Source organism: Paenibacillus sp. G34 (assembly GCF_056856875.1).
On the sequence record NZ_CM166469.1, the window covers coordinates 4276327 to 4301048 of the forward strand.

General features: G+C 47.4%; 17 protein-coding genes and 2 tRNA genes. 1 reads left to right on the forward strand and 18 read right to left on the reverse strand.

Annotation, left to right across the window (positions count from 1 at the left end; all coding sequences use genetic code 11):
- Positions 1–42: 42 nt before the first annotated feature.
- The 17 genes from AC1VYS_RS19565 to pyrR all read right to left on the reverse strand — a co-directional run bounded on the left by AC1VYS_RS19565 (position 43) and on the right by pyrR (position 19906).
- Entirely contained in the window at positions 43–1614 is a 1572-nt protein-coding gene (locus AC1VYS_RS19565; protein WP_482911089.1) for an SAM-dependent methyltransferase, read from the reverse strand.
- Between the two features lie 276 nt (positions 1615–1890).
- Positions 1891–2316, reverse strand: coding sequence for a hypothetical protein (locus AC1VYS_RS19570; protein WP_482911090.1), 426 nt, complete (start codon positions 2314–2316; stop codon positions 1891–1893).
- A 276-nt stretch (positions 2317–2592) separates the two neighbouring features.
- A tRNA-Ile gene (locus AC1VYS_RS19575) sits at positions 2593–2666 on the reverse strand.
- A 58-nt stretch (positions 2667–2724) separates the two neighbouring features.
- Positions 2725–2798 (reverse strand) — tRNA-Met (locus tag AC1VYS_RS19580).
- A 69-nt stretch (positions 2799–2867) separates the two neighbouring features.
- The gene (locus tag AC1VYS_RS19585; protein WP_441928706.1) at positions 2868–3032 is read right to left on the reverse strand and encodes a hypothetical protein; all 165 of its coding nucleotides are present in this window, start codon (positions 3030–3032) and stop codon (positions 2868–2870) included.
- 179 nt (positions 3033–3211) lie between these two features.
- A complete protein-coding gene (locus AC1VYS_RS19590; protein WP_482911091.1) occupies positions 3212–4663 on the reverse strand; it encodes an ABC transporter substrate-binding protein in 1452 nt (483 codons plus the stop codon).
- A gap of 21 nt (positions 4664–4684) precedes the next feature.
- A complete protein-coding gene (locus tag AC1VYS_RS19595) occupies positions 4685–5548 on the reverse strand; it encodes an ABC transporter ATP-binding protein (protein WP_441928710.1) in 864 nt (287 codons plus the stop codon).
- A gap of 2 nt (positions 5549–5550) precedes the next feature.
- A complete protein-coding gene (locus AC1VYS_RS19600; protein WP_482911092.1) occupies positions 5551–8469 on the reverse strand; it encodes an ABC transporter permease in 2919 nt (972 codons plus the stop codon).
- On the reverse strand, positions 8469–9584 hold the full coding sequence (locus AC1VYS_RS19605) for an efflux RND transporter periplasmic adaptor subunit (RefSeq protein WP_482911093.1): 1116 nt from the start codon (positions 9582–9584) through the stop codon (positions 8469–8471). Before AC1VYS_RS19605 ends, AC1VYS_RS19600 begins: the two co-directional genes overlap by 1 nt.
- Entirely contained in the window at positions 9547–10494 is a 948-nt protein-coding gene (locus tag AC1VYS_RS19610) for an ABC transporter ATP-binding protein (RefSeq protein ID WP_482911094.1), read from the reverse strand. Before AC1VYS_RS19610 ends, AC1VYS_RS19605 begins: the two co-directional genes overlap by 38 nt.
- Before the next feature lie 273 nt (positions 10495–10767).
- On the reverse strand, positions 10768–11409 hold the full coding sequence (pyrE, locus tag AC1VYS_RS19615; RefSeq protein ID WP_482911095.1) for an orotate phosphoribosyltransferase: 642 nt from the start codon (positions 11407–11409) through the stop codon (positions 10768–10770).
- The gene (pyrF, locus tag AC1VYS_RS19620; RefSeq protein WP_482915064.1) at positions 11406–12146 is read right to left on the reverse strand and encodes an orotidine-5'-phosphate decarboxylase; all 741 of its coding nucleotides are present in this window, start codon (positions 12144–12146) and stop codon (positions 11406–11408) included. The genes pyrE and pyrF overlap by 4 nt, the downstream gene beginning before the upstream one ends.
- Before the next feature lie 106 nt (positions 12147–12252).
- Positions 12253–15468: a carbamoyl-phosphate synthase large subunit gene (gene carB / locus AC1VYS_RS19625; RefSeq protein ID WP_482911096.1), complete on the reverse strand. Its 3216-nt coding sequence runs from the start codon at positions 15466–15468 to the stop codon at positions 12253–12255.
- Between the two features lies 1 nt (position 15469).
- Complete coding sequence (gene carA, locus AC1VYS_RS19630) at positions 15470–16612, reverse strand: glutamine-hydrolyzing carbamoyl-phosphate synthase small subunit (RefSeq protein WP_482911097.1); 1143 nt, start codon at positions 16610–16612, stop codon at positions 15470–15472.
- 389 nt (positions 16613–17001) lie between these two features.
- Positions 17002–18306 (reverse strand): dihydroorotase, encoded by a 1305-nt coding sequence (locus AC1VYS_RS19635; RefSeq protein WP_482911098.1) that lies wholly within the window; start codon positions 18304–18306, stop codon positions 17002–17004.
- Positions 18307–18431: 125 nt separating this feature from the next.
- Positions 18432–19346, reverse strand: coding sequence for an aspartate carbamoyltransferase catalytic subunit (locus AC1VYS_RS19640; RefSeq protein WP_482911099.1), 915 nt, complete (start codon positions 19344–19346; stop codon positions 18432–18434).
- Positions 19343–19906, reverse strand: coding sequence for a bifunctional pyr operon transcriptional regulator/uracil phosphoribosyltransferase PyrR (pyrR, locus tag AC1VYS_RS19645; protein ID WP_441928729.1), 564 nt, complete (start codon positions 19904–19906; stop codon positions 19343–19345). The genes AC1VYS_RS19640 and pyrR overlap by 4 nt, the downstream gene beginning before the upstream one ends.
- A gap of 687 nt (positions 19907–20593) precedes the next feature.
- Between pyrR and AC1VYS_RS19650 the strand changes: the two genes are divergently transcribed.
- Positions 20594–23269 carry a YhgE/Pip family protein gene (locus AC1VYS_RS19650; protein ID WP_482911100.1) on the forward strand — a complete coding sequence of 892 codons (2676 nt, stop codon included), beginning with the start codon at positions 20594–20596 and terminating at the stop codon, positions 23267–23269.
- A 129-nt stretch (positions 23270–23398) separates the two neighbouring features.
- Here AC1VYS_RS19650 and AC1VYS_RS19655 read toward each other — a convergent pair whose 3' ends face one another.
- Positions 23399–24706: a DUF6080 domain-containing protein gene (locus tag AC1VYS_RS19655; protein WP_482911101.1), complete on the reverse strand. Its 1308-nt coding sequence runs from the start codon at positions 24704–24706 to the stop codon at positions 23399–23401.
- Between the last annotated feature and the right edge of the window lie 16 nt (positions 24707–24722).

Genomic DNA, 24722 nt, shown 5'->3' on the forward strand with positions numbered 1-24722 from the left:
TTAAATGGAATTAAACTAATATAGCTGGTCGTGAACCGAGACTCACTCTAAACCGTCCAGAAGTGCCGCCGCCTCTTCATGGTTCGGATCCAGTTGAATTACACGGCGCGCGTAGACAAGTGCCTCCTGCTCCAGTTCCAACTCATAGCAACACACAGCCAAATCATACAATACCGTTATCTGTTGTGCATCAGATTCAGCAGTCAGTGCGTCAGGGTCACCAGTCAGTGATTCCTCCAGGAAAATTTTAGCATCTTCATACATAAACATCTCTAATAGTAACTGACCTGATACGAGAGCAGCCTGATGTCGATGTTCCATCGCATAATAAGAGGACCACATCTGCTGGATGCCAGAGTGAAGGTCAAACATCTCCTCATCACTTGCATCAAGTAACAGATCTTTGAACCGAGAAAACGCAACCATCAGAAACTCGGCATCATGCCCACCCAATCGCCAGAAAGCCAGCAACTGCTTCAGTTCCATTTCGTCCACCTTAAGGTCTACCCATTCTTTTAAGCTAAAAAAATCATCCGGACCAAAACGCTCAACAAAACGATGATACGCCAGCCTTGTATTTACATAATGCATTGGCTTTTCCAGCATTAAAATCATACCTACGTTTAGATCTTTATAATGATGTGCCGTAAAATAAGCAGTAGCTCCCTGTTGTTCCAACACAACCTTTAACGCATGATAGTTAGCCGAGAGCGAGAAACTGCCGTGAAACGCGAATTCAGGCGGCTCTGCATATTTCCAGTAATCCAGCCGATGATCCCCTTTATCCGCAGTAATCAGTACATATCCTGAACGGGACAGCTTGTTCAATCGTTCAAGACAATCCAGGCCTGTTAACGGAAGCAGAATATGCGAATCCTCTAGCTCAGCCTTGTACAGAGCCATCAATTCGGAGTGTGGATAGGTCGGTTCACTGTACTCAGGTGCAGGTCGATATTTATATTGCAATGCCATACTTTCCAGTATCTCGGCAGGTTTCTTTTCGGTTCCATGCTTCGGAAGTTCAACAAGCAGATCACATTCAAATACTTGTCCCTCTCCAATGTAAATCAAATCCTGCGGAATACTGTCAAAAAAATAATTGGCAATGATGAGCAAAGGCTGCTGCAAATCCCCTTGCCTGATCTTCGTTTCTGACATAACCAGATTCAATTCTGTATCCTGCGTCGCATCAAAACGTGCAAAATCCACGATCCCCTGCTCTATGTATGCCTTCATCGATGGATGCACTCTCCACCCTGCTATATTCTCCATAGCAAGGTCTGTCATCACATAACGAAAAGGTGGCAGCTCTACGCCCGCAATTTCCTGCAACGCACACAGCTTGTTTAACACCTGATGGGCCAACCTGCCTGCTCCTGCACCAAGTTCAACGATGGTTACCATCTCATACTGCGCGTCTTTGACCATTAAATCCTGCAAAAAACTAAAAATCATTTCAGCATAGGCAGTTGCAATAAAGGGATTGCTCGTAATATATTGAGGCACTTGGCGATTCTCCCAAGCTTGAAGTCCCATCTGTTCATAATAAGCTCTCTGCCAATCCCAAACTGGCGCTTCGCTAAACTTGACATACCGGTTTTCTTTCTCCATCATCACTTATATCAAACTCGCTTTCTATCTATATTATTAGGACCAAGTCATCTGATTCTATGAAAAAAATAATTATATCATATCCTTCTGATTCTAATTTCTATACTCTGTTCATTCTCCCCCGAATGCAGAGCGTCATTCATTTCTACACTCTCTATAAAAAAAGCCTGCTCCGCATGGAACAGGCACAACGACAAATAAAAATTTAAATCCATAAACTTCGTAGCAAATCAAAAACAGATTGGACTCGCATTTATGTTTCTAACAAGCGAGTAACCATTAGTCAGAGTACAAGACACCATCGAAGTTCTCTGGACCTACACGAACAGTACCAAGCAAGTTTGTGCTGATAAAGGCCGTGTACGTTAATTGTGGTGTAATTGGCGGGTTATAATCGTCGGCAGAGAATGTAATAACCTGCGGTGCCAGTACGCTCAAGTTAAATGTGGAAGTTGCAGAGTAAATGACTGGATCTGTAGCTACTGTTCCTCGAACAACCGTAATCGTTACACCAACGAGTGCCAAAGGAAGCTGTACAGATACGGTTCCTTTGAACTGAACCCGAGGGTTAGCACCGATCGTAGCTGTTGTTACCAAACCAATCTGACCAAATAACTGGGGTGTATTAATGACCAGGATTGGAATGGCAATGGAGTTGGCCAAACTCGCATTTTGCGAGGTTCTTGCATCAATTAACTGAGTCATGAAATCTACCTCCTATAGGTGGGATTGAGATAGTATATGCGAGAATCATCATCTGGCATGGACATCCATCCCCGTACTTGAAAAAGTGATACACCACTAAAGAGAAACAGAGCATTTGCCTCCCTTTACTCATTATGCAAATTATACAAAATTTGAGGTTTTCCCTATGATCGACAGAAAAAGGATAGAGACACTCTGCCTCTACCGCGATATAAACTATAGATTATGATCTATGAAAACAGAAAAAAACCCTTGCATCGCAAGGGTTCTGAAATATGGGCCCTACAGGACTCGAACCTGTGACCAATCGGTTATGAGCCGACCGCTCTAACCAACTGAGCTAAGGGCCCTAGACAAATAATATATAACAGTGCAGATGATCGCTGTAAACCATCCAGTAAAGCTATATTGCGGGGGCAGGATTTGAACCTGCGGCCTTCGGGTTATGAGCCCGACGAGCTACCGGGCTGCTCCACCCCGCGTCGTTAAAATTAATAAACAGCGACTTAATTAATATACACCATTTATCTACTACAAGTCAAGAGAGAATCTCAGGGAATAAATCGTACACCATAACGACCTTTCCGCGAACGATATACTTCAACTTCTTCAGGCTCATTGTGCCCGTAAATCCAGCCATCCTGCTCCAATCTTTTTGCCAGACAGCCTGCCTGAAATTTCGTTGCATACAGCTTGCCGAAATATATCCATCTCATGCTGCTCGTCCTTTCCAAAGGGTTCATATGTTGCTTCTAATTGTAGAATACCCCAATTTCGTAAAAATAGCCGCCAGAGATCATAAAATCTCCAGCGGCCCCTTTAAACGTAATGCTGATGTAATTCATTAATAATATGAACTGATGCGCTGATATGTCTGATCGTTGGAAAGCAGAACTTATTGGAATGTTGCTTTAGGATCTTTTTTCAACTTCGCAAGCATCTCATTTCCTTTAGCTGCCCATTCGCCCAGCGCTTCCTTCGGTGTCTTTTTATTCTCTAATACTTGATTAAAGTACTCCATACCTTTGTCGCTTACTTGCCACAGTCCAGGCATCTTCTGATACATTTTATCCAGATTCGTGTTGGTTGGTGGCACCGGCTTCAATGTATAGAACGCCTGAATGTTATAATCTAAACCATCTTTTGGTTTAATGAAGCTCTTCCGGGATACCAATTCATAGCTGCTACGCGCCTTGATCTTCGCCCAATCCTCGCTGTTCATATACTTGATCAGTTCCCACGCATCATTCGGATTCTGGGCCGAGCTATTGATCGCCATCAAGCTGCTCAGATAGATGTTACCTCCGATCTCAGGAGCTTCGGGATGAACGGGAGGGGTAACGACATCCCACTCTACTTTCGTGAAATCTTTCATTTTATCAGCATTTTTATTGGCATCAATTAATTGATTGATGTAATTGTAGTCCCCGATCGCCATCGCTGTTTTGCCACTCAGGAACAAGTCGCCCTGAAGAGGATTGTAGCGCCCCTCCGTTTGCTGATCCTGCGGCTCGTCACCTTTCGGAATGACCTTATCAATCGCCAGTTTGCTAACAGTGCTCCACACTTTCTCCCACTGCGGTGAATCCACGGTCATTTTCTCTGCCTTATCGTCAAAAACTTTCAGCTGCAGTGAATTATAATACTGCTGCATGGAGTAATATGGGGAGCCGCCGTTATAGGTAGTGAATGCCATTCCGAAGACATGGTCTTTACCTTCCCCTTTAGTAAGACGCGTTGCCAGATTAAAAATATCGTCCCACGTCATGTTATCGGTTGGCGGCTCAACACCCGCTTTTTCAAACATCCCCTTGTTATAGAACAAAGCAGAGGAGGAGAACGTTGGCGTCAATGCATAAATGTTCTGATCGCCCAGATCCTTGATTCCCTCAAGCACACTTGGCACGATATCGCTGGTGTCAAATTTGTCTTCCTGCATTAACGGATCAAGCTGCTTAACCATGTTCTCCTGGATTAGCGACTTGATTGTAGTCGTATCTGCTATAACGACATCCACCGGATTATCTCCTGTCATAATTTTCTTTAAGCTCTCCATGGTGTCTGGTGCTTCTTTTTGTTCCTCCTGATTTCCATAACCGTACATGCTACCTTGATCAATTGCAGGTACGATCTCAACCGTCACATTTTTGTGCGTAAGCTCAAAAGCATCCGTAAATTGCTGACGGAAGTAGCTGTCATCCTGACCTCCCCAGAGCGTCGCTACGCGCAGCACGCGCTGTTCATTATCTGTATTCTCACTCGCTGTACATCCTGCAATGAGCGGCAATGCCAGTGTTGCTGTTGCCATGACGGCCAGCACACGTTTTCCCCACAACCTGTTTTTCATCTCCCATTTCCCCCTCGTAAATTATCTTGGCGGTGTAATAACAATACGTTCACCGTCAAATTCCAATGTAGCGCGGCTATCAATCGATAAGGCTTCCAGATATTCTTTCGGCACCTGAAGCCGTCCAGCACGATCAATAATGACGAAAGCTTCATGAATATCAGGAGCACCTGCTTCAGACAGTCCCTGATCATCGTCCAGATTTGGATTGCGCTTCACAAATTCAGTGCTCGTCAAACCGTCCCGAATCGCAACGATCCGATCAACCTTGCCAGCAAGCGTCAAATCATGGGTAACAATGACAATGGTAACGCCGAGTTCCTTATTCATTTTGCGAAAAATGTTCATGATCGTATCACATGTCTCTGAATCGACGGAACCGGTTGGTTCGTCCGCCAATAGAATCTTTGGCCGATTGGATAAGGAGATCGCAATCGCTACGCGCTGCTGCTCACCGCCCGACAGTTGATGCAATTTGTTATGCATCCGATCCTTCAGACCGACCCATTCGAGTAGCTGCATGGCGTACGCACGATCACGTTTGCCACCCAGTATCATCGGTGTTTCCACATTTTCCAGTGCGGTGAGATAAGGAAGCAGATTGCGACCGTTATTTTGCCAGATGAATCCGACGGTGTGACGTTTGTATTCCACCAGTTGAGCGTCCGTCATTTTGAGCAAATCCCAATCTCCGACAACCGCTGTACCTGCGGTAGGGCGATCCAGACCGCCCAGAATATTGAGCAGTGTTGATTTTCCGCTGCCGCTGTTGCCGATAATCGCCATCATTTCGCCTTGATTGACGGTCAGATTGAGACCTTGAAGGGCAACGACTTCCACATCGCTGGATTTAAAAATTTTGACTAGTCCTTCGCATTGGATCACGTTTACCTCTCCTCTCCCATTTTGACCGCCTGATGAACCCGAAGTCTGCGAATCTGCCAGAGCAACATCGATGCTCCAATAATTAACATCACTACGGTTACACCATACAACTGCAGCATATCCTGCTGTTCAAAAACGATGCGGAATGGCGGAACCTGTGCAGACACATTATCGGTCGTTTGCAGGAAGGGCAGGAAGAGCCTGCTTGAAACCTGACCAATACTAATCCCCAGCAGAATCGAAAGCCCAGCCGTGAAAACCTGCTCCAGCAATAACATACCACTAAGTTGTGCTCTGGATAGACCCATGGCTCGCAGGACACCGAACTGTACCACACGACCCGAAAGGTTAAAGAACCAGTACAGCACGTAACCGATTAACGAGATGATGACCGATACAAGGAAACCCAAACTCAGAATGCCGAATACTCCGCCTCTGGATGGATGTTTCCCCTGAGTGACCAGTTCAGTTCGTACATCACGGACTGAGGATAGCTCGATACCCTCTGCCGCAAGTTTCTCCATTAATGGAGCCACCTTGGCATCCGGTTTCATTTTCAACCATACCTCATAGGGCATTAGCGGAACCTGATCGTAGATATAATCCAGATTAGCCACAAAGAAAGGCATTTGATCCGGGTATTGTGAAGGCCAATATGGAATAATGCCAAAAACAACAAATTCGATCGCTTGACCCTGTATACCCATAGAGACCATGTCTCCCGTTTTGAGCTTGAACTTATCAGCAAATTTCGAGGAGATCAGAACAGCCCCTTCATATTTGCCAAGCAAATCAAGATATTTATAAGGATGTGCAGGGAATAGATCGTTACGGAACCAGGCAACTTGGGCAAAGTCCACATTATCGATGCCGACGAGCATCCCTTGTCCGCCGGATTTACCCGAGACAATAATATTGCCTTTCGTTTGCAGCACACGTGCAGCATGCTCCACGCCGTTTAATTGGCGGAACACTTCAAATGGCGGCTCAGAATATATGATTTTGGTTGGCTGCGATGAACCGCCGCCACCTCCACCGCCAGGAGCTCCTCCACCGCCATTTCCTCCACCTGCGCCACCACCGGCACCTCCGCCGCCTCCACCTTGCTGTCCTCCGCCTGATCCGCCACCTTGTCCAGAACCTCCTGGCTTCACCTCAGGGGTTCCTTCCCACACCGTTTGCATAATAACATCTGAGCCATAACGGTATAGCGTGCGTTCCGTTGAATTCAAATCAATGGTTCGGGCCGCAGCCGAGTTATACACCCCAAGTCCGAGCGTCAGCACTAATAGAATCATGAGCGGATAGTAGGATGATGATGAACGTGACAACTGTGTCAGTGTCAGATACAGCGGAACTGGCAGCAACTTGCGTCCGATCAACTGGATCAGCTTCAGAATCCATGGGAACAAACGCAGGAAAAACAGTCCGAGCGCAAAGATCGCTAACGCAGGTACAAAGAACAGAAATGGCTGCACCTGTAACTGATCCGTTGTCATTCCTGTCTGGAACGTCAGCATCTGGCGTTCATAAAACAGATAGTATCCATAACCAGCCAGGCCCAGCAGTCCGACATCAAGGAACCAGCGTTGCCAGAGCGGCGCACGATCAGTACGCGCCTGACGTCTTTTAGCGGATACAATGGTTGCCCGTGCATACGTAATAGCCGGAATAAGCGATGCAATAATAGCGACCAGTACGGCTGCTACACCAAGCAGAATCGCTTCTTTCGAGACTCCAATCGGTATGGACTTTCGATCAACGAATGAGAGAAATCCACTCGCCGAGCCGATACTTTTTGCCATGAACCATCCCAAAAGTGGTCCAACGACCAATGCAATCACACCCAGGAAAATTCCTTCAAGCAGATATAGCGAGAAGATCTGACGAGCTGAGGCTCCGCGACTGCGCAGCACTGCAATGTCACTTTCCTGTTTTTGCAACGATTGTCTGGCATTCATCGCTATAAAATAAAAGACCATCGCAATCATCGGTGCAGCGAGCGTGAATAGCATCGTCTGCAATTGCAGACTCTGACTACGGAACTGCTTGAGCAGATCACCGAAGGTAATATCAACTTTGGTATCTTTCAGCCGCTGATACAGATCAATATCCAGCCGTTCCAGTACAGAGCTTAGGCCAGACAACTGGCTTGTCTGAACCTCTTTCAGATCAAAAGCATAGTACCAGCGAGAGTTCTGGAGCGGAACGCCCTTTTCTTTGAGCAATACGTCATTAAAAACCGATTCATTCACATACAATCCATTCATCATGCCATCGAAGCCTTGAACCCAATAAGGACTATTCGGATTGTCCGCCTTGAAAGAACCCGTAATTTTCACACGCAACGTGATATCCAGACCGCTGTAGATCGGATATTCCAAAATATCTCCTACGTGCAGATCATTCCGGTACATTCCTTCTTCGAGCATCACGGCTTCAATGATGTCCCCTTTGACTTGATTGCCGGGTTTGACACCAGACGAGTAATTGACCTGAGCATCTAGTCCACTCATCGTACCGAGTGTCATGCTTCGCACACGGCTGGCATCGACTTTGGTAGGGTCCTCCGGACTAACCTCTGTACTGCGGATCGATCTCGTGTTCACATACGTATGGAATGGAAATCCAATGTCGCGGGGAACATCCTCACGAATGTAGCGATCCACCTCATCCAAGCCTCTCGTATCGGTCTTTGCACCCCCAGGTGCCTGGTAACTCATCAACAGTGATCCCGCTGGCAAACCCTCACTGTTATCCTGTAACGTCTGCGCGACAACCCGTTTCAGTGCACCATCGGCGTACATTGGAATACTGACGGTGAACGCTACCGCCACAATCAAGCCGATTAATGTGCTGAAGGTCATCCAGCGCGTGTTCCACATTTTGCGGAACAGAAGCCGAAGTAATGGCAGCCCCATTAGCGTCCCACAACTTTCTGACCAACCGTCAGACCTTTCAGAATCTCAACATCGGTTGATGTCTGCTGTCCAACCTGAACGTCTACTTCACGCTTGCTACCATCATTCTCGATCACCTGTACATAGGTTCTGGAACCGATGGAGCGCAGAGCAGATACAGGAATGACAATTGCGTTCTCGGTGCGCTGGGTTACAATCGAAACCGTTAAAGGCGTACCGCGTTCTACATTTTTAGGCATCTTCGCCAAGGTAACAAGAACATATTGATCCAGCGTTTCCTTCTGCGGAGGTGATCCGCCTTCGCCCTGACCTGATCCATTGCCACTATTGTTACTTGAAGCGTTAGCCGTAGGCATTGCTTTGATCTTACCAGCCACTTTGCCAGCACCGTTGATGTCGACCTCTGCCTTCATGCCAGACGTAAACTTCTCCAGATCCTCCTTGGCAAATGTAGCCGCCACAACCAGGTTAGACGTATCCGCAATGGTCGCAATAGGATCATACGCTTTGACAGCTGCCCCCTTCTCGACTTGGACCGCAATAATGGTACCTGCAAATGGAGCCGTCAACGTGGATTGTCCCAGCTTTTCTTCCAGATCAGCAAGCTCCTGACGAAGTTCTTCAAAAGCGATAGTCGCTTCTTCAAACTCCACCGGGTCCATCTCATCCTTCTTACGAAGTGTTTCCTTCATCTGTACTTCCGATTTGCGAATCTGAAGCCGCTTGCCGCGGATCTCCTTCTCCACACTTGCTACGTCGAGGACAGCGAGAACCTGTCCTTTCTTCACTTTATCCCCCGTTTTTACATTCAACTCTTTGATGTGCATGCCATCCAGCGTAAAATATGCCTTTTCTTCACGCTGACTCATCATCTTGCCGCTACCGCTCACCTTCTTCTCGAGCGTCTCCGTACGGACTTCATATTCCGGTTTTTTGGAGATCGTTGGCGGTGTTATTGGTGGAAGCACTTCTTCCTCCGATTCGGATGGCAGCAATGAACAGCCTGACATCGTTGCAGCAAGTATTGCACCAAGTACAATAAGAGCTGTGCGTTTCCCCCTCTTCGAAACGGCACCTTTACGTGAGAAATCTGCCGTCCGCCATTTCATAAACATGGTCCGCAACCTCCAAAATTGTAGGATCGTGTGTAGTCATACATATCGTTACTTGTTCTACTTCAATAATATTGCGGAACACAGCCATAACCTGTGCACCCATTTTAGAATCCAGCTCCGCCGTTGGTTCATCCGCAAGCAGCAGGCGAGGCCTATGTGCAATCGCTTTAGCAATAGCCACACGCTGCTGCTCCCCTCCGGACATTTCAAAAGGCCGGTGCTTCACGCGTTTGGTCAGTCCAACTAAATCCAGACAATGACCCACTCTTTCCTTCCATTCCGATCGCGGTACATCCGCCATGCGGAGCGAAAGCTCTACATTTTCCCAGGCAGATAATAAAGGCATAAGTGCATACGCTTGAAAAATAAAACCAATTTCCTTACGCCGCAAAGCTGTCCGCCTCTGATCTCCCCAATCCTGAAGCGGCTGTCCGGAGAATAAAATCTCTCCGCTGGAAGGTTGATCAAGTCCGCCAAGCATGTTCAGCAGTGTTGTTTTACCTGAGCCTGATCGCCCTTTCAGCATAACAAGCTGCTGCGGCTTTACTTCCATATCAATACCTTTGAGCACATGAATGATACGACTGCCTGTCTGAAAGCTGCGGTGAACGTTACGCACCTCCAATACAGGTCCATCATATGGAGGTAACAATTCCTTCTTTGGCTTCGCTTTGGCCTTCTGAGGTGTTTGCTCTGGAGCTATAGCAACTGCAGTCTCTTCCAAGACAGATGACTCATCAGACATGACGGCTTCGGGATCTGGATACTCAGGCCGTGTTATGTATGAAGATTCTCCTGATGCAGCCCTTTCCTCCAGCCCAAGTTGGTCCTGCTCATGTTCATCGCCCGATTGGCTCTTGGCAGGTCTTTTCTTTGAAAATAACTTTTTCATGCCAGCAATCACGCTCATCCTCTCTTGTTATGCCACACATTTCCTTCATGCTCCCTAAAACTAGAAATCTGTTCCATGCTACACTGAATTATAAACGACTGTTCTCCACTAAAAGTTACAAGCTTTTTACAACGTCAGCGTGAAAAAGTTAATATTTTGATGAACATAACAAAAAAGCACCCCAACATACGGGATGCCTCTTGATTATTCGATTGTTTTGCCGTCATTACGGCAATCATTACAATTTTGATACCGTTTGCTAAGCAGCGGTCTGTCGTCCACCGAATGATATTATTTACCAAATGAAGAAGGATCTTCACGCCACGATTGCAACAGGGCAAAGTCACTCTCCTGAATCGTTCCCTGAGCCAAAGCCACATCCATCAGCGCTGTGTAATTCGATAGAGTTTGCAGGGATATGCCTGCCTCTTCGAATGCCTTCACACCTTTATCCAGCTGATAGCTGAAAATAGCCAGAACTGCGAGTGGTGTTGCGCCTGCTGCACGTACAGCTTCTGCCGCTTTAATCGAACTACCGCCGGTTGAAATCAAATCTTCGATCACGACTACTTTCTGTCCTTCGCTGATTAAACCTTCAATCAGATTTTCTTTGCCGTGGCCTTTCGCCTTATCTCGAATATAAGCCATCGGCAGATTCAGCTTCTGAGCTACCCAGGCAGCATGCGGAATGCCTGCCGTTGCTGTACCTGCGATCACTTCTGCATCCGGATACTGGTCACGAATGATCGCGGCAAATGCCTCTGCAATATCGTTACGGATCTCAGGATAAGACATCGTCAGCCGATTATCACAATAGATTGGTGATTTGATGCCGGATGTCCATGTGAATGGCTGCTGCGGACGCAGTGCCACCGCTTTAATTTTTAGCAACTGGGAAGCAATATGGTTTGGAATTTGGCTAAGTTCGATCATACGTTCAACATCTCCTTCAAAATGGTCTCTGCCGCTTCACGCGGGTTTGGTGCACCGGTAATGGGTCTGCCCACAACGATGTAATGACTGCCTCTGCTAATGGCCTCACCTGGTGTCAGGACACGTGTCTGGTCACCTAGGCCACTGCCTGCTGGACGAATGCCTGGGGTTACCGTGCGAAAATCACTGCCACATGCTGCCCGAATCGCTGGCACTTCGAGTGGAGAAGCCACCACACCATCCAGTCCGGCTTCCTGCGCCAGTCCGGCATAACGAACGACCGCCTGCTCCACACTTCCAGGGATACCGATCTCGTTATTCATCGTCTCTATACTCGTGCTGGTCAATTGTGTCACAGCGATAATTTCAGGTCTTGTTAGCGAAGGATCAGCAGCAAGTGCCGCTTCCGCGCCTTCACGTGCTGCACGCATCATGCTGGTCCCGCCCGCCGCATGTACATTAAACATATCCACTCCAAGCCGTGTGATGCTTTCGGCTCCGCCACGCACAGTGTTCGGAATATCATGCATTTTTACGTCAAGAAACACGGAGTAACCTCTCGCTTTCAACTCCCGAATGAAGTCCGGACCCGCTGCATAGAAAAGCTGCATGCCGACCTTGAGATAACAGGGAATCCCCTCAAGAGCTTGTACCAGTTTCTGTGCCTCATCTGCCCCCGGATAATCGAGTGCAACCATCAGACGTCCAGCCATATCATTGAAATTCGGGTGATTCATATCCCAGCGCCCCTTCCGCATGCTCATTTTTTCCATTTTTGCCCGATATAAAGGACATCCCGCCAGCCCGCAGGCTGACTGATGTCCTTCATCAAGTGACTATTTATTATACAAAGGCTGGCATAGCCTCCGAGGAGAAGTTGATCGTTTGCAGCATGATTAGCAGCGCCCGAATCGTATCCAGGGAAGTCATACATACCACACCATTCTCAACCGCTTCACGGCGGATACGGAATCCATCACGCTGTGGCGTTTTACCCTTAGTGAGGGTGTTGAACACAAAATTCGCTTCGCCACTGCGGATCATATCCAGAATGTTAGGTGAGCCTTCGCTCAATTTATTCACAACGGTTACCGGAATGTTCGCCGCTTGAAGCGCAGCTGCCGTTCCGCCAGTTGCCATAATTTTGTATCCCAGTCTGTAGAAACCCTCGAGCAAAGGTACTGCTTCGTCCTTGTCTTTGTCTGCGACAGTCACCACAATGGCTCCCGTAGCCGGAATTTTCATTCCCGCTCCGATCAGACCTTTGAACAGGGCTTTCGCATAGTTCGGGTCACGTCCCATAACCTCGCCTGTTGATTTCATCTCAGGTCCGAGAGTTGGTTCAACACGGCGCAGCTTCGCGAAGGAGAACACTGGCACTTTTACCGATACGTGATCCGTTTCTGGCCACAGACCATCCACATAACCAAGGTCTTTCAGTTTCACGCCCAGGATGGCTTGTGTTGCCAGGTTCGCCATTGGAATGTTGGTTACTTTACTCAGGAAAGGCACCGTCCGGGAAGAACGCGGGTTAACCTCGATGACATAAACCTGACCGTCGTGGATAACAAACTGGATGTTCACCAGTCCGATCGTTTTCAGTTCCTTGGCGATTTTGATCGTAATCTCTACAATTTTCTCTTTCAGATCTGCTGACAGATGCTGCGGAGGGTATACCGCGATCGAGTCACCAGAGTGAACCCCTGCGCGTTCGATATGCTCCATGATGCCCGGAACCAGTACCGTTTCACCGTCACAGATAGCATCCACTTCAACCTCTTTACCCAGCATATAACGGTCGATCAGAACCGGATGCTCCGGATTGATTTTCACCGCTTGCTCCATGTAAGTCAAGAGTTCCGCATCGGAGTATACAATCTCCATTGCTCGACCGCCCAGGACATACGAAGGACGAACGAGTACAGGGTATCCAAGGGATTGAGCTGTTTCCACAGCATCATCTACGGAAGTGACCGTTTTACCTTTTGGCTGTGCAATCTCCAAACGGGAGAGCAGTCGTTCGAACTTTTTGCGATCCTCTGCTTCATCAATGCTTTCCAAATCTGTTCCAAGGATCGTTACTCCTGCATTACGCAGCGGTGCTGCCAGGTTGATCGCTGTTTGACCACCGAACTGCACGATAACGCCTACCGGTTGCTCTTGTTCAATGACATTCATGACATCCTCGAAGAACAGCGGTTCGAAGTACAAGCGGTCAGATGTGTTGAAGTCTGTGGATACAGTCTCCGGGTTGTTATTGATAATAACCGCCTCGTATCCAGCTTTCTGTAGAGCCCATACCGCATGTACTGTGGAGTAATCGAACTCGATACCTTGACCGATCCGGATCGGGCCGGAACCCAGCACCACGACTTTTTTCTTGTCTGAAGGAATGACTTCATTCTCTGTTTCATATGTCGAGTAGTAGTATGGCGTTGTTGCTTCGAACTCGGCCGCACAGGTATCTACCATTTTATAAACTGGACGAAGGTTCTCCTCTTCACGACGTGCTCTGACTTCTGCTTCGGTCGTCAATGTACCTCCAGGTTGACCTTCGGCACGCAGCTCAGCGATAGCACGGTCCGTAAAACCGAGGCGTTTCGCTTGATAAAGCGTTTCGGAAGTCAATTCGGATTCAGCGCGAACGCGATCTTCGAACTTAATGAGCCCTTCAATTTTATCCAGGAACCACCAGTCGATCTTGGTCAGATCCTGCAGTTGTTGCAGCGTATAACCTCTGCGGAAAGCTTCCGCGATCAGGAACATACGCTCATCGTCAGCTTTCATCAGACGTTCGTTCAGTGTCGTTTCATCCAGTGTTTCTGCACCTTTCAGGTACAGACGGTGTACGCCGATCTCCAGAGAACGAACCGCTTTGTGAATGGACTCTTCAAACGTACGTCCAATCGCCATCACTTCGCCTGTTGCTTTCATCTGTGTACCCAGCTTCCGATTAGCCGATGTGAACTTGTCGAACGGCCAGCGTGGAATTTTACTTACGATATAATCAAGTGTTGGCTCAAAGCAAGCATATGTTTGGCCTGTAACCGGGTTAACAATCTCATCCAGTGTGTAACCCATCGCGATTTTGGCAGCCATTTTTGCAATCGGATAACCTGTTGCTTTGGAAGCTAGTGCCGATGAACGGCTTACACGAGGGTTAACCTCGATGACATAATATTGGAAGCTGTGTGGATCAAGTGCGAACTGTACGTTACATCCTCCCTCAATGTTCAGGGCACGGATAATTTTCAGGGAAGCGGAACGCAGCATTTGGTATTCACGGTCAGACAGTGTTTGGCTCGGTGCCACAACGATACTGTCACCTGTATGAACGCCTACCGGGTCAAAGTTTTCCATGTTGCAGACCACGATACAGTTATCGTTCTTGTCACGCATAACCTCGTACTCGACTTCTTTCATGCCGGCGATGCTCTTCTCCACCAGACATTGACCAATCGGGCTATAACGAATTCCGGCAGCGACGGTTTCACGCAACTCTTCTTCGTTTGCACAGATTCCGCCACCTGTTCCGCCCAGCGTATAGGCCGGACGCACAATGATTGGATAACCGATCTCACCAGCGAATTGCAGAGATTCTTCCAGTGTTGTAACGATAACACTTTCGGGTACAGGCTGTTCCAGCTCACGCATCAGATCACGGAACAGATCGCGGTCTTCCGCTTTTTCGATAGAAGTTAGTTGTGTTCCAAGTAATTTTACGTTTTCGCGCTCCAGTACTCCCGCACGTGCGAGTTCTACCGCCATGTTCAGACCTGTCTGGCCGCCCAGTGTTGGCAGCAAGCCGTCTGGACGTTCCTGACGAATGATTTGGGTTACAAAATCAAGCGTAATCGGCTCAATATAGACTTTGTCAGCCATATTCGTGTCCGTCATGATTGTCGCAGGGTTGCTGTTAATGAGTACAACTTCCACGCCTTCTTCTTTCAGTGCCTGACAAGCTTGCGTACCGGCATAGTCGAACTCGGCCGCTTGACCGATGACGATTGGACCGGAACCAATCACCAGGATTTTTTTGAGATCTTTGTTAATCGGCATGTTATTGCGCTCCTTTCACTGCGGCTGCCAATACGGCTTGACGCGGCTTTTGCGGGTTAGTGATCTTATGCTCGCGAATCATTTCGATGAAACGGTCAAACAGGTAGCTGTTATCATAAGGCCCTGGCGCTGCTTCCGGGTGATACTGTACGGAGAAGGCAGGATATGTTTTATGTTTCAGACCTTCGATGGTCTTGTCATTATTGTTGATATGTGTAACTTCGAGTTCCGTGCTTTTCACAGACTCTTCGTTTACCGTGTAACCATGGTTCTGGGATGTGATGAAGCAACGTCCGCTCTCCAGTTCTTTGACCGGATGATTGCCTCCGCGGTGTCCAAACTTGAGTTTTTCCGTGTCTGCGCCTGCTGCCAGGGCGAACAACTGGTGACCTAGGCAGATGCCGAAGATCGGATATTCACCGAGCAACTCGCTAATCATCTTCACGGCATGCGGTACGTCTTTCGGGTCCCCAGGGCCGTTGGACAACTGAATGCCATCCGGGTTCAGGCGGCGAATCTCGTCAGCCGTTACGTCATGCGGTACAACAACAACGTCACAGTTGCGTTTGCTGAGTTCACGCAAAATTCCTGTTTTTGCGCCGTAGTCGACCAGTACAATCCGTTCTGCCGTTCCCGGACTGTTGTACACATGCTCTGTAGATGTCATAGGTACCTGGTTACGCAATTGTTCGATCGTCGTGTCCCCCATCATCTCCAGCAGTTCTTCGACAGGTTTCGATCCTGTTGTGAGAATTCCCTTCATTGTACCGTGGTGACGAATCCGGCGAGTCAACATCCGTGTGTCAATCTCGCTGATGCCTACGATGCCGTATTCTTTCAGCAGATTATCCACGCTATACTCTGCACGCCAGTTGCTTGGCGTCGGCTCATGGCGTCGTACTACGAAACCATGTACGTACGGACGAATTGACTCAAAGTCATCCCGGGTAATTCCGTAGTTACCGATCAATGGATACGTCATTGTTACGATCTGACCACAGTATGAAGGATCTGAAAGTACCTCTTGATAGCCTGTAATTCCCGTATTAAAAACGACCTCTCCTGTTGTTTCACCTTCCGCTCCAAATGATTTTCCGGTGAACAGCGTGCCGTCTTCCAACAATAATCTTGCCTGTCCCTGCATCCCATTTCACTCCCTCTGTGTTTATCAAAGTTAAATGGACTTGGGTTGAACGTGGAGTTACTTTAGCGTGAGGCTTCGTGGACAAAAAAACCTGCGATCGCTGTTATCCCCGGATTACTTTGGTTCCATTTTTCAAATGGGGTAATCCGGTGATAAAGGCGAGCGCTTCGCTTCTTCGGGTCCTTTCTGTCCACTTCGCAGCTAAGGTGGTGCTCAAAGTTCAAAAAAGTACATTTAACTGTGTTTGTTTTGTATGTTGGGCTCTCGGCATGACTTGCCTTGAGTTTGTTCTAAATAAGAAAGTAAACCATAAGCTGGTGTTTCATTAAAATTTATTATTAGTACCATTGTATCTTTGTAACAATGTATTACGTCAGCATAGTGCCGTTTTATTGCTCTAACGTGTTATTCCATACACTTTTGCCATCCACCCATGTTTGTACCGGCCAGCCTTTCAGCTTCCAGCCTGTGAACGGTGTGTTTCTACCTTTTGTTGCGAACGTTGCCGGGTCAACCGCCTTCTCCTGATTCAGATCGATCATCGTGAGGTCGGCAGGCGCTCCTGCTTCCAGCTTGCCGGTATCCAGTCTGAATACGCGAGCCGGATCAGCCGTCATGCGTTTTACCAGGAAGTCTAAAGTCCATAATCCTGTTTCAACAAACTTCGTGTAGAGCAACGGGAAGGCCGTTTCGAATCCAACGATACCGAATGGTGCAAGCTCCATGCCCTTTGCTTTCTCTTCTTCACTATGCGGTGCATGGTCGGTTACGATCATGTCGAGCGTTCCGTCCTGCAATCCTTCGATACAAGCTTGCACATCGCGCGGTGAGCGCAGCGGCGGGTTCATTTTCCAATTCGCATCCATGCCCGGAATGTCTTCATCTGACAACACCAGGTGGTGCGGACAAACTTCAGCGGTAACTTTGATGCCAAGCGATTTCGCCAAGCGAATCAGGCGAACTGATTGTTCTGTGCTGACGTGGCACACATGGTAGTGTACCCCTGTTGCTTCTGCGAGCAGAATGTCACGTCCTACGTGAATGGCTTCGGACTCGTTCGGGATACCTTTGATACCATGGCGTTTGGAGAATTCACCTTCGGTGACATATCCGCCAACAACCAGAGAATCATCCTCACAGTGTGCAATTACGGGCATATCCATACTGGCTGCGAGGCTCATAGCATCCTTCATCATCTGCGCGTTCTGCACACCTACACCGTCGTCCGTGAAGCCGATTGCGCCTGCTGCCTTTAATGCAACAAAGTCGGTCAGTTCGCGGCCCAATTCGTTTTTGGTGATCGCTGCATAGGGTAGCACCTTAACCAGATCTGCTTCCTTCGCTTTATTCAACACCAGTTCCACAACCTCGGGCGTATCCGTCACCGGTCTTGTGTTAGGCATGCAGGCGATCGTTGTAAAACCACCCTGCGCAGCGGAGCGAGCTCCTGTTTCGATCGTCTCTTTATGTTCGAATCCAGGCTCTCTTAGATGCACGTGCATATCGATTAACCCAGGGATGACCAGCTTGCCTGATGCATCCGTTACCTGCTCTGCTGACTTCTCGGCGTTCCGTACAATTTCATCCTCCGGGCCAGCGATCGTTTTGATTTTACCTTCTTCTATAAGAATGGTTTTCCGTTCAAGTTCCCCTTGTTGATTCAAGACGTTTGCGTTTTTTATCACCTGTACCATAATTGCCCTCCGCTTCGGTTCTGTCCAGCAGGTTATATCCGCTAGATGATCTGTTTATCGTCTACTCTCTATATTGGTCTGTAAGAACATCGTCTCGCCAGCCTATGACTCTATGCTAGGCCTTGTTACAGCTTCATCGCACGTTCCATAACCGCCATGCGGATCGGAACTCCGTTAGCCATCTGTGGAAAAATGCGTGATGCTTCACTCTCTACAACCGCATCGTCCACTTCAACGTTCCGATTTACAGGAGCAGGGTGCATAATAATCGTATTTGGCTTCAGGCGTGACGCCCGTTCTTCCGTCAATCCGTAGTGTTCGCGATAATCCTCAGCTGAAGTGATCAGGCCATGTTGATGACGTTCCAGTTGAACCCGGAGCATCATGACTACATCAGCGTCCAGCGCTTCTTCAAGACCTACATAAGGTGCATACTGTGCAAGCTCTGGCGCCTGCATCGTTGGCGGTGCGCAGAAGCGTACATCTGCTCCAAACTTTTGCAGTGCCCACAAGTTGGAGCGTGCTACCCGACTGTGTAAAATATCTCCGATGATCGAAACACGCAGGCCTTTCAGCTCACCAAAGGCCTTCCGCATCGTATAGAGATCAAGAAGCGCCTGCGTCGGATGCTCATTATTGCCATCCCCCGCATTGACAAGTGGCACACTCACTTTTTGAGCCAGTTGCTGCAAGACACCCGCCGGTTTCAAGCGAATAACTCCTGCATCGATCCCCATAGATTCAAGTGTTCGAACCGTATCGTAGATCGATTCGCCCTTTTCTACACTTGATGCGGCTGCTGTGAAGTTCAAGACCTGAGCTCCCAGACGTTTCTCTGCCATTTCAAATGAGAACCGGGTACGCGTGCTGTTCTCGAAGAACATGTTGGCTACAAAGTGTGATTCCAGAATCGGAACCAACTTTTCCTTCTGTCCTTCCCAATGAGCTGCGCGATTCAGAATCGACTCGATCTCATCGCGGCTAAGGTCTTTCAATCCAAGCAAGCTCCGGTCTCTCAACGCTGACTGTGTAATCATCATGCCTGCTCCCCTCGGTTCTGTGTGATTTTGACTTCATCCTGTCCGTCCGTTTCCATGAGTGCAACCTCGATCTCCTCTGATTTGGAAGTCGGCACGTTCTTGCCGATAAAATCAGGTCGGATCGGAAGTTCCCGGTGTCCACGATCTGCGAGAACAGCGAGCTGTATGTTCTGTGGTCTTCCGCAGTCCATCAGCGCATCCATCGCGGCCCGTATCGTGCGCCCGGTATACAGTACATCATCGAACAAAATCACTTTTTTGTTATGAATGGAAAGTGATTCAGGTGTCATAATCAACAGTTCCTTGCGATTCATCTGATTGTCATCCAGACGATCATCACGATAAGGAGTTACATCCAGTTCTCCCCAGGGAACTTTGGCGCCTTCAATCTCTTCAATCTTCGCGGCGATTCGTTCAGCCAAGTACACTCCTCGTGTACGAATTCCGACCAGCACACAATCGTCGATTCCTTTGTTCTTCTCCAATATTTCGTGGGCAATCCTTGTCAATGCGCGGCGGATCGCCGTTTCATCCATAATGACATGTGTCTCTGTGCTCATGCGTTCAGCCTCCTCAGGATTTTCCTTCGAAACCATGGCCCCGTGACGAGGAGAACAAAAAAGACTCCTTGCCGTGTTTATTGGCAAGGAGTCTCCGAACTTCAGACGTCGCTGAAGAAAGTTTACTCTCGGGATGCATCATTATGTCTGCCGCAGCAAATAAATGATGAATCGTTCACGTTACCTTGCCAGTCTCACGGGACTGATTTAAAGGTGCTATTCATGTCGTGCATATGAGGAACCTCACAGAGTTCTGACTCAATATGCCCGTTTGTCTTCATGAATTATGACAGAAAGACAACCCTCTGTCAACACCTCACCATCGCAGGTGCAAATCCTCTGCTTCCTCTTATTAGAATCAGCATTTGGGCGACAAAACATCCATGTCACATCACATGTCATTCGTCATTTATAATTATACAACAAACCTGCATATTTATCCATAGACAATTACAACCTGTTTCTAATCCAAATAACACCACCTGTCCCCTAATTCCAAATACTTCTCCTCAATCTATGAAGACTATGAATCATTCTCCTTTCAATTGGGGAAGTTTATACACACGCTCATTTATTAAATCGGCCTTTTTTCCGATATACATATAGCTTAGGGAGTAAACAACGTAAGGAAGCTGACCTTTTCCATCCACGGTTATAGCTCCCTTCATTATTTTGAAGGAGGACATCATGCGTCACATATGGCAAATTTACAAAACAGACTGGCTACATATTTTCAAAGTACCTACAGGTATATTTCTGATCATTGCCATCATATTACTACCAGGAGTGTACGATTGGGTGAATGTCAAATCCGTTTGGGATCCGTACAGCAATACACAAGGCATTAAAATCGCCGTAACTAGTGAAGACAAGGGAGCCACAGTTACGGGCACCACCATTAATATTGGCGATGAGTTAATGAAGAGTTTAAGTCAGAATAAAAAGCTCGGATGGACCTTTGTCGATCAGACCGAGGCTAGCCGCGGTGTTCAAACCGGCGAGTATTATGCCAGTTTGCTCATTCCTGCTGATTTTTCATCACGGATCACGGGCATTGTGGATGGAAAACTGGATCGCCCTGAAGTCATATACACAGTTAATGAAAAGGTCAACGCCATTGCCCCTAAAATAACCGGCTCTGGCGTATCCGCCATTACAACACAGATTAATGAGAATTTCACTGAAGCCGTCAGTGAAGCTGTGCTTACCAAGCTGAAGGAAGCTGGCGTAGAGATCAATACGCAATTGCCAACACTGCGTAAAATGGAAAGTGGCATCTTTATGCTGGAGAAAAATCTACCTGAAATCCAGACAGCAGGCCAGAAGGTGCTCGAAGTTGACCAAACCATGCCAGAGATTGTGAAGCAGGCACAAAAAATTGTGCAACTGGAGAAACGACTGCCCGAAATCAATGAGGCTGCTGGGTATGTGCTGAAAATACAGCAGTATTGGCCTCAGATCAAAGCCGCTGCTTCTCAGGTGGTTGCCCTGCAAGATCGAATACCGGAAATAGAGCAAACCGTTGCCCGTATTCAAGAGGTTGATGCCAACTTTGGACAAGTTTCTGGAGTAATTCAAACGGGCCTGGATAAGACGAATCGTGCTCTTGCTATCGTTTCTGCTACTGAACAGGATCTCGATAAAGTGTCAGAAATTTCGGATAACGCTGTGCAGTTTGCTAATGGATTGAATCAATTTGCAGGTACCAGTCAGGAAGCATTCCGGTATATTACACCAACGATTCGGCAGAATTTGTTGTTTGTGCAGCAAATAACAAACGCAGCTAGCAATTTGTTCGAACAATTGAAAGGAACCGATTGGAGTAGGTTACCGAGCGCTGATGACATCGACCGTCTTACTTCTCGTCTAGGCACTGCAGTAAAAATCGTGGACAGTATGTCGGGCCTGTTCGGCAGAATTGATGCTCTACTACCTTCTCATCCACTGGGTGCAAGGGTACAGCAATTGCAAACAATATCTGAACAGCTTCAGGAACAGATAAAACTGGCCGGAATCATCAGTACGGCCTTGCGGGAAAACACGATTCCTCCAGCAGATATTGTTGAACGATTAAATGAACTGAATCGAAACATTAGCACAGGGGTCGATCGCTTCCTAAGCATCTTTGACAGCCAGATTGTTCCTGCACTTACGGATGCAACGGAACAGCTCAAGTCTGTTCTGTCAGCGTCAGCAAATACGCTGCAAGCAGCAAAGGAACGTCTTCCCGACATTGCAGCAATTCTTGCTACAGCTAAAGAGGGTATTCAATTGGGTCAAGCAGAGCTGGTAAAAATTCAGGGTGATCTACCTGACATTCAGACCAAGGTACATGAGATTTCACAAACCCTTGGTAGCAAGAGTGAATCCTTTATTCGTGCTTTGAGTGCGGTGTCCTCTCTTATTCAGCATGATCTACCTAAGCTGGAGGATCAATTAAATGCAGCTGCGGAATTTGTTCGTAATGATCTGCCTCAGGCAGAGAAGCAAATTGGAAAAGCGTCAAGCTTTGTACAGCAACAACTGCCCGATGTGCAACAAGGAGTACATCGCGTAGCTACTCTTGTTCGTGAGGACTTGCCAGAGCTGGAGAGTGCAATCCGCAAGGCTGCCGAGAAATTAAGAGAAGTCGAAGGCAATAATCAGTTTGCCGAGCTGGCCAAACTGCTGCGAGGGGACATTGAAGAGGAAAGTGCATTTCTCGCGAGTCCAGTACAGATTAAAGAACAGCACCTGTACCCCATTCCGAATTACGGTTCAGCCATGTCTCCGTTCTATGCGGTATTATCGCTATGGGTAGGCTCAACTTTGTTAATTTCGCTGCTGCGTGCGGAAGCAGAAAACCCGGAGAGTACATACCGAGGTTATGAACTGTATCTCGGTCGTTTAGCTACCTTCTTAACCGTTGGTTTATTGCAGGCGATATGTGTTACAGCAGGAGACATATTGATTCTGGGGACTTATGTAGCAGATAAATGGTGGTTCATTTTATTCGCCATGCTGGTCAGTGCAGTGTTCGTCACGATCACATATACCCTTTTATCTGTATTCGGCAATATTGGCAAAGGCATTGCGATCATCTTTATGGTGTTTCAATTCTCCAGTTCGGGTGGTACGTTCCCGATCAGCATGACCTCGCCCTTTTTTCAGGCGTTAAATCCATTCATGCCGTTCACTTATGCGATCAGTCTGCTACGTGAGTCTGTCGGTGGCATCTTATGGTCAACAGCCATAAAGGACATTCTGTGGTTATGTCTGTTCATTGTGCTTAGTCTGATTCTTGCTCTCTTATTGAAACGCCCATTGAGCAGCTTGACGAAACGTTCTGCCGAAAATGCGAAAAAGACGAAGATCATCGCTTGATTCGTCCGTTCAATGTATAACGTTATCTATACCTAGCCAAAAAAAGCTTCCTGAACGTCATGTTCAAGAAGCTTTTTCTACGAAACGGGACTTATACATCCTGATATGATTGTAATCTTTTCTGAATCATTATTGTTGCACTGAACGCTGCTGCTCCAGCTGTTCATAAGATTGTTTAATCGTCGTTAACGTTTCGAAATGGCGATAGATATTGTTTCCGACCGTAACGAGCAGCGATGCGAGGAGCAGTCCAATCAGTACTTTTTTTCCAAATCCGGAACGCAGACCGCTGATAAACATACCACCGAGCAGATAAAAAGCAAATAAATAATGTCCTGCATACAGGTACATATCATATTGATATACAGCCAGCCCGAATCCTACAACGATATGAAGCAGGAAAGCAAATAAAATGTACGGTATCAACGTCCACACACTTCGCTCCCGAATACCACGAATGAAGCCTGCCAGTGCAAGAAGCAATAAAAATCCTCCAGTAATCTGAACATAAAGTGGATTAGAGCGGGAAAGATCGGTAACAAATGCGACCATACCCGGATCAAGCAAATGCACTTTGGGAGATAACATCGGATTAATCGTCAGTAATACTAACGCTTTAAAATGTGCAGCCCACTGGAAAGGTGTTGCATAACTGGTACCTCCATTTTGAATCCCTAACAGCCAGTTACTGACCCAACTTCGTCCGCCAAAGGCAACATACTGAATAGCAGTTAACACCACGATCATCAGCACGGCCAGCGCCATGATGCCAATATATTTTTTCCATCCCGACTTGTTACGCCATGCCTGCATATTAAAGAAGACAGCCCCGGCAAACGGTATAATATTGGTCGAAGTTAATCCGAAGTTAATTGTGGCAAGCAGCGCATTCGGGACATAACGAATGTCACTCTGTGCACGTGTGTACTGCAAGTAAACAACGGACAGAAGAATCACAAATTGCACATACGGATACGAGTCCGGAATAAAGGCGGTGAACATGAGATAGGAACTGAAACCAAACAATAAAGCGAACAACAGCGGTGTGTGGGAAGGTCTCTCTTCATTTTGACTTAGGAAAACAAAGGCCAGTACAACCGATCCTGCATTCACAAGCGATTGTACAATCAAAAAGAACCAGTTGCCTCCCAGCAGTTTGGAAATAGCCGCCAATGTCACCGCCAGATAAGAGATTAAAGGATGAATCACGGAAGAACTGTTGTCCCCGTAATACATCGAAGGATCAAAATTAAACAGATTTAGGGGGAACAAGGCCGTATTAAACGGTGTATATTTTCCCAGCATCTCTGCGTGTTGACTGATATACATAATATAAGATCCATTCATCAAACCATAAAAAAGGGCAAAACCCGCAAACAAAACAAAAGAAATACGGGTTACTCTACGATCATAAAATATGTAGTCTAAAAATTTCATGCGTTCACATCCAATA